Here is a 6,513-nt window from a genome sequence, read left to right as displayed (position 1 = left end):
CTGTTGGGCCGTTCCGACGTCTCAAACTCTAGCGGATTCCCCCGTCAACTCATAATCGAGTCTTTCGAATTGAATTTCGGCATGCCGAAATTCGTCCCGGTGGGGAGATCGTGCTGAGAAGAGGTGCCGCATCAGCGGCGGGAGTGGTTGTCGGAGAACCGTTCCGGCTCCGTGACAACTCGGAGAACATTACGCATCCGGTGGGGGCGTGTCAACCCCCGGCCGGGGTGCGCGGTGGTGGTGTCAGTCCAGGTCAGTCAGGCGGCCGCCGGCGTCCGGCTGGGTGAGCTCCACACGGCGCAGGAGGCGGATGAGGACCTCGCCGAGGACTCCCCTCTCCTCTGCCGTGAGGTCCTGGAGGAGGTCCTCCTCGAAGCCCGTGGCCATGCGCATGGCCTCCAGCCACTTCGAGCGGCCCTCGTCCGTGAGCTCGACGATGACGCGGACGCGGTTGTTCTCGTCGCGGTCGCGGGTGACCAGGCCTTCGCCCGCCATGCGGTCGATGCGGTGGGTCATGGCGGCCGGGGTGAGGCCCAGCCGCTTGGCCAGCCCGCCCGGGCCCAGACGGTAGGGGGCTCCGGCGAGGACCAGGGTCTTGAGGACCTCCCACTCGGCGTTGCTGATGCCGAGGTCGGCGAGCTGGCGACCGTACGCCACGTTCATCCGGCGGTTGAGCCGGCCGAGTGCCGAGACGACCTTCTCCACCTGAGGGTCGAGGTCGCGGTACTCGCGCTGATAGGCGGCGATCTGCTCGTCGAGGGTCGGTTCCTGGGGGGCCTGCGGGCCGGACCGCTCGGGGGTGTCGGACATGCGGGGAGTATCCCACGCGGTTCGTTGGCGTTGAAGTCCTTCACTGTGTACTGTTAAGGGTCTAACTTTAGTGTTGAAGTCTTCAAGGTTCAGAGCTACACCTCTGAACCTGTGACCGAAGTGGGTGAGTGTGACCAAGGCGAGGGGCGCTGCGATGCGCCGTATTCAGGCAGGCAGCGCGCTGAGCGCGTTCGGACTCGGCTTCACCGTGCCGTACCTCTATGTGTACGTCGCCCAGGTGCGGGATCTGGGCGCGGCGACCGCGGGCATCGTTCTCGCCGTCTTCGCCATGGCCGCGCTCGTGGTGCTGCCCTTCAGCGGGCGGGCCATCGACCGGCGCGGGCCCGTGCCCGTCCTGCTCGTCGCCTCGGTCGTGGCCGCCGTGGGTGCGGTGGCGATGGGCTTCGCGTCCAGCGTGCCCGCCGCCGTGGGGGCCGCTGCGCTGCTCGGCGCCGGTACGGCCGTGCTCCAGCCGGCGCTCGCCACGATGATCGTCTGGTGCTCGACGCCCGTCGGCCGCACCCGGGCCTTCGCCATGCAGTTCTTCCTGCAGAACCTCGGCCTCGGTGTCGGTGGTCTGATCGGCGGCCTGCTCGTCGACACGAGCCGTCCCGGCAGCTTCATCCTGCTGTTCTCGATCGAGGCGGCGATGTTCCTGGTGCTCGCGGCCGTCGTGGGGACCGTGCGGATGCCGGGCTCCCCCGCGCTGCGCGGTGCCCGTCCCTCCGAGGGTGGCAAGGGCGGCGGTGTCCGCGCGCTGCTCGGGCACAAGGCGATGGTGCAGCTGTGCGTCCTCGGCTTCGTCCTCTTCTTCGCCTGCTACGGACAGTTCGAGTCGGGTCTCGCCGCCTACGGCACCGAGGCCGCCGGCATCGAGCCGTCGACGCTCGGTATCGCGCTGGCCGCCAACACGGCGGTCATCGTGGCCGCGCAGTTCCTGGTGCTGAAGTTCGTCGAGCGCCGCAAGCGGACCCGGGTCATCGCGGCCGTCGGCCTGATCTGGACCGTGGCGTGGCTCATCGCCGGGTACGCGGGGCTCGGGCACGGCAGCCAGGCCATGGCGACCGCGGCGTTCGTCTCCACGTACGCGCTCTTCGGGCTCGGCGAGGCGATGCTGTCGCCGACCGTGGCGCCGCTGGTGGCCGATCTGGCGCCGGAGTCGATGGTCGGGCAGTACAACTCGGCCTTCGCCCTGGTCAAGCAGCTCGCGCTGGCCGTCGGTCCGGCCGTCGGCGGGCCCATGGGGGCCGCGCTGCACGGTCCGTACATCGTGACCTTCGTGCTCTTCTCGCTCGGCATCACCTTCCTGGCGGTCCGGCTCGGCCGGCAGCTCACCCCCGAGCAGAACCAGCCCTCGCTGGCCGCCGCCAAGCCGTCGAAGGTCGTCGCGCGGCACCTTCCGGAGAAGGAGACCGCGGCCGTCTAGACCGACCCGGTCAGTGCTTGTTCGGCAGGGCGAACTCGCACCAGACCGCTTTGCCGCCGCCCGGTGTGCGGCGGCTTCCCCAGGACGAGGCGATCGTCGCGATGATGGAGATACCGCGACCCGCCTCGTCCTCTGTTTCCGCCCTGCGGCGGCGGGGCAGGTGGTCGTCCCCGTCCGTCACCTCGATGATCAGGCGGCGGTCGGTGCGGCGCAGGCGCAGGCGCATGGGCGGGGTGCCGTGCTGGAGGGAGTTCGCCACGAGCTCGCTGGTGGCGAGGACGCCCAGGTCGCGCAGCTCGACCGGGAAGCGCCAGGACGAGAGGACTCCCGAAGCGAAGGCACGCGCGCGGGGCGCGGCCTCGACCCCGCCGAGGAGTTCCAGGGCGGCGTTGTGGAAGAGCTCGGCGTCCGAGCCCTGGCGGGAGGGGTGCTGGACGACGAGGACGGCCACGTCGTCGTCGTGCTCGGCGGTGACCCCCAGGGCGCGGAGCAGCCGGTCGCAGACGACCTGCGGGGTGCCGCTCGCGCCGGCGAGGGCGCGGGCCAGGGCCTCGACGCCCTCGTCGATGTCCTCGCGGCGGCGCTCGACCAGGCCGTCGGTGTAGAGGACGGCGGTGGAGCCGGGCGGCAGGGCGATGGAGCCCGAGGCGTGCAGCCAGCCGCCGGTGCCGAGGGGCGGGCCCGTGGGGTCCTCGGCGCGGCGCACGGTGCCGTCCTCGTCCCGGACGAGGATCGGGAGGTGGCCGGCCGAGGCGTACACCAGCTTGCCCTCGCTGGGGTCGTGGATCGCGTAGACGCAGGTGGCGATCTGGCTGGCGTCGATCTCGGCGGCGAGGCCGTCGAGGAGCTGGAGAACCTCGTGCGGGGGCAGGTCCAGTCGGGCGTAGGCCCGGACGGCGGTGCGGAGCTGGCCCATGACGGCGGCGGCGCGCACGCCGCGGCCCATCACGTCACCGATGACGAGCGCGGTGCGGCCCGCTCCGAGGGTGATCACGTCGTACCAGTCGCCGCCGACGGCCGCGTCCGTGCCGCCGGGCTGGTAGGTGGCGGCGATCCGCAGGTCGTCGGGCTGCTCCAGCTCCTGCGGGAGCAGGGAGCGCTGGAGGGTGACGGCGGTCTCGCGGTGGCGGCGCTCGCTGGCGCGGAGGCGCTCGGCGGCCTCGGCGTGGTCGGTGACGTCGGCCGCGTGGACGAGGACGCCGCCCTCGATGTGGGGGCTGTCGACGGGCAGGCACGTGACCGTGTACGAGCCGCCGTCCTGGGTGCGGCGAGACTTGACCGTCCGGGGCTTTCCGCTGCGCAGGACCTGGTCCATGAGGGGCAGGAGGCCGAGCTCCTCGGCCTCCGGGCAGGTGTCGGCGACGGTGGCGCCCGCGGGGCGGGGGCCGAACGCGGCGGCGTAGGCGTCGTTGACGTACGCGATGCGGTGCTCCGGGCCGTACACGAGGGCGACCAGGCCGGGGAGGCGGCCGAGGAGCTCCCGTACGGAGAAGTCCTCCAGGGCGGGGACCTCGGCGGCGGTGCCTTCGGTGTCTTCGGGGAGTTGCTCCAGCTGCTGCCCGTACTCACCGCGGGCTGCGGGCACGGAGCCTTCGGTCCCCCGCGCCGCGCGGCGCTGCGTGCCGGGGAGCCGGGCGCTCCAACGGGTGAAGTTCACGGATCTGTATGCCTCGTGGTGTCGGTGCCGTGCAGAGTCACGCTGTGCAGGTGTGAGCCCACCTATGGTCACACGTCCAGTGTGGACGAGTGCACTGACAGTGATGTCAGGACGACGGCTTGTCGCCGTCTGCGGGTGGCGGTGCGGCGGCGAGTTCGAATTCGGCGCGTGGGTGTTCCAGCGAGCCGAGAGAGACGATTTCCCGCTTGAACAGGCCGGAAAGGGTCCATTCGGCGAGGACGCGGGCCTTGCGGTTGAAGGTGGGGACCCGGCTGAGGTGGTAGGCGCGGTGCATGAACCAGGCCGGGTAGCCCTTGAGTTTACGTCCGTAGACGTGGGCCACTCCCTTGTGGAGGCCGAGGGAGGCGACGGATCCCACGTACGCGTGCGCGTATTCCGTGAGCGGACGGCCGCTCAGGGAGGCGGCGACGTTCTCGGCGAGGACCTTGGCCTGGCGGACGGCGTGCTGGGCGTTGGGGGCGCATTCCTTGCCGGGTTCTCCGGAGGTGATGTCGGGGACGGCTGCCGCGTCGCCCGCCGCCCAGGCGTGTTCGACGCCTTCGACGGCGAGGTGGGCGGTGCAGCGGAGCCGGCCGCGTTCGTTCAGGGGCAGGTCGGTGGCGGCGAGGACCGGGGCGGGCTTGACGCCGGCGGTCCAGACGACGGTGCGGGTGGGCAGGCGGGTGCCGTCGCTGAGGACGGCGATCCGGTCCTCGCAGGATTCGAGGCGGGTCTCCAGACGGACGTCGATGTTCCGGCCGCGGAGCTCGCGGATGGCGTACCTGCCCATGTCCTCGCCCACCTCGGGGAGGATCCGGTCGGAGGCCTCGACGAGGACCCAGCGCAGGTCCTCGGGCTTGACGTTGTGGTAGTACCGCGCGGTGTAGCGGGCCATGTCCTCCAGCTCGGCGAGGGCCTCGACGCCCGCGTAGCCGCCGCCGACGAAGACGAAGGTGAGGGCGGCGTCGCGGAGCGCGGGATCGCGGGTGGAGGAGGCGATGTCCATCTGTTCGATGACGTGGTTGCGCAGGCCGATGGCCTCCTCGACGGTCTTGAAGCCGATGCCGTGGTCGGCGAGGCCGGGGACCGGGAGGGTGCGGGAGACGGAGCCGGGGGCGAGGACCAGCTCGTCGTAGGTGAGCTCGATGCCGCCGGTGCCCTCCTCCTCGGTGGCGAGGGTGGAGAGCGCCGCGGTCCGCTTGGCGTGGTCGACGGAGCGGACCTCGCCGATGAGGATCCGGCAGCGGTCGAGGATCCGGCGGAGGGGGACGACGACATGGCGCGGGGAGATGGAGCCCGCCGCGGCCTCGGGCAGGAACGGCTGGTACGTCATGTACGGCTCGGGGGTGACCACCACGATCTCGACGGTGCCGGCTCTGAGCTCGGCCCTGAGCTGCCGCTGGAGGCGCAGCGCGGTGTACATGCCGACGTAGCCGCCGCCGACCACGAGAATGCGCGCAGGTTCGGTCACTGTCCCATGACGCAACGCCGTCCGTGGTTTGTCCACAGGCTCGACAAATTGTGTGACCGGAGGGGTACGGAGGCGCGGGGTGGCGCGCGAGCGGGGTACGGGGGAAACGGTGCAGGTCACAGTGGGCGTGACGGGTGGGTCGTGGGGTCGGAATCGGGAGTCTTCCGGGCCTTGCTCCGATCGGGGGGCGCACCGTACGGAACTGCCCCTTCTGAATTGACCCGGACTCAACTATGTTCGTACTTCATCGGGGTGTGGGACGGGAGCGCGTGGACCGATGCGCTCACGGGCCGGAAGCCTCGTGTCAGGGCGGGGAGTCTCCGGGGGGAGACATCATGAGCGGGGGAACGCTTATGCAGATTCAGGATTCACGATGGCAGTCGGGCGTCGGTACGGCGACCGCTGACGGCAGCCAGGGCGCCGGGACGGTGTCCCTGTCGGCGGGCGGCAGGTCCGCGCCGCTGCGGGTGGACGCCCAGCGCAATCTGGAGCATGTGCTGCGCGCCGCGCGCGAGGTCTTCGGCGAGCTCGGTTACGGGGCTCCCATGGAGGACGTGGCGCGCCGCGCCCGTGTCGGTGTCGGCACGGTCTACCGGCGCTTCCCCAGCAAGGACGTGCTGGTGCGGCGCATAGCCGAGGAGGAGACCTCCCGGCTGACCGAGCAGGCGCGGGCCGCGCTGGGCCAGGAGGACGAGCCGTGGTCGGCGCTCTCCCGGTTCCTGCGGACCTCGGTGGCCTCGGGCGCGGGCAGGCTGCTGCCTCCGCAGGTCCTGCGGGTGGGTGTGGACGACCCCACGGGGCCGCTCGGCGCCGACGGTTCGGAGGACGCGGCCCGGGTGCCGTCCCAGCGGGGTGTCGCCGATCCCGACGCCCGCGTGGTCGCGCCGCGCGCCGTGCCGGCCGAGGAGCGGGACGACGCGGGGGCGGCGGAGCTGCTCGACGTCGTCGGCCGGCTCGTCGACCGGGCGCGTGAGGCGGGCGAGCTGCGGGCCGACGTGACCGTGGCCGACGTGCTGCTCGTCATCGCCACCGCTGCCCCGGCCCTGCCGGACGCGGCGCAGCAGGCGGCTGCCTCGACGCGTCTCCTCGACATCCTTCTCGAGGGCTTGCGCTCCCGGTAGGGACTCACGTCGGGAAGCGGCCTTCCCC

Annotated in this window: 5 protein-coding genes; 2 read left to right on the top strand and 3 right to left on the bottom strand. The window is 71.7% G+C overall.

Features of this window, described 5'->3' with window-relative positions; genetic code table 11:
• Positions 1 to 243: 243 nt before the first annotated feature.
• Positions 244 to 810, bottom strand: coding sequence for a MarR family winged helix-turn-helix transcriptional regulator (locus tag SGA01_RS37895; protein ID WP_141302723.1), 567 nt, complete (start codon positions 808 to 810; stop codon positions 244 to 246).
• 154 nt (positions 811 to 964) lie between these two features.
• Here SGA01_RS37895 and SGA01_RS37890 point away from each other — a divergent pair, with 154 nt between their 5' ends.
• Entirely contained in the window at positions 965 to 2,236 is a 1,272-nt protein-coding gene (locus SGA01_RS37890) for an MFS transporter (RefSeq protein ID WP_174867680.1), read from the top strand.
• 10 nt (positions 2,237 to 2,246) lie between these two features.
• Here SGA01_RS37890 and SGA01_RS37885 read toward each other — a convergent pair whose 3' ends face one another.
• Together SGA01_RS37885 and SGA01_RS37880 are read right to left on the bottom strand one after the other, a co-directional pair.
• Positions 2,247 to 3,893 carry an ATP-binding SpoIIE family protein phosphatase gene (locus SGA01_RS37885; protein ID WP_141302721.1) on the bottom strand — a complete coding sequence of 549 codons (1,647 nt, stop codon included), beginning with the start codon at positions 3,891 to 3,893 and terminating at the stop codon, positions 2,247 to 2,249.
• Positions 3,894 to 3,999: 106 nt separating this feature from the next.
• On the bottom strand, positions 4,000 to 5,364 hold the full coding sequence (locus SGA01_RS37880) for an NAD(P)/FAD-dependent oxidoreductase (RefSeq protein WP_141302720.1): 1,365 nt from the start codon (positions 5,362 to 5,364) through the stop codon (positions 4,000 to 4,002).
• Between the two features lie 353 nt (positions 5,365 to 5,717).
• Between SGA01_RS37880 and SGA01_RS37875 the strand changes: the two genes are divergently transcribed.
• Positions 5,718 to 6,485, top strand: a complete 768-nt coding sequence (locus tag SGA01_RS37875) for a TetR/AcrR family transcriptional regulator (RefSeq protein WP_141302719.1) — start codon at positions 5,718 to 5,720, stop codon at positions 6,483 to 6,485.
• The last annotated feature ends 28 nt before the right edge of the window (positions 6,486 to 6,513 follow it).

Source organism: Streptomyces gardneri (assembly GCF_006539185.1).
GTDB classification, from domain to species: domain Bacteria; phylum Actinomycetota; class Actinomycetes; order Streptomycetales; family Streptomycetaceae; genus Streptomyces; species Streptomyces gardneri.
The sequence above is the reverse complement of the archived record's forward strand: the minus strand, read 5'-3'. Positions and strand labels throughout refer to the sequence as shown.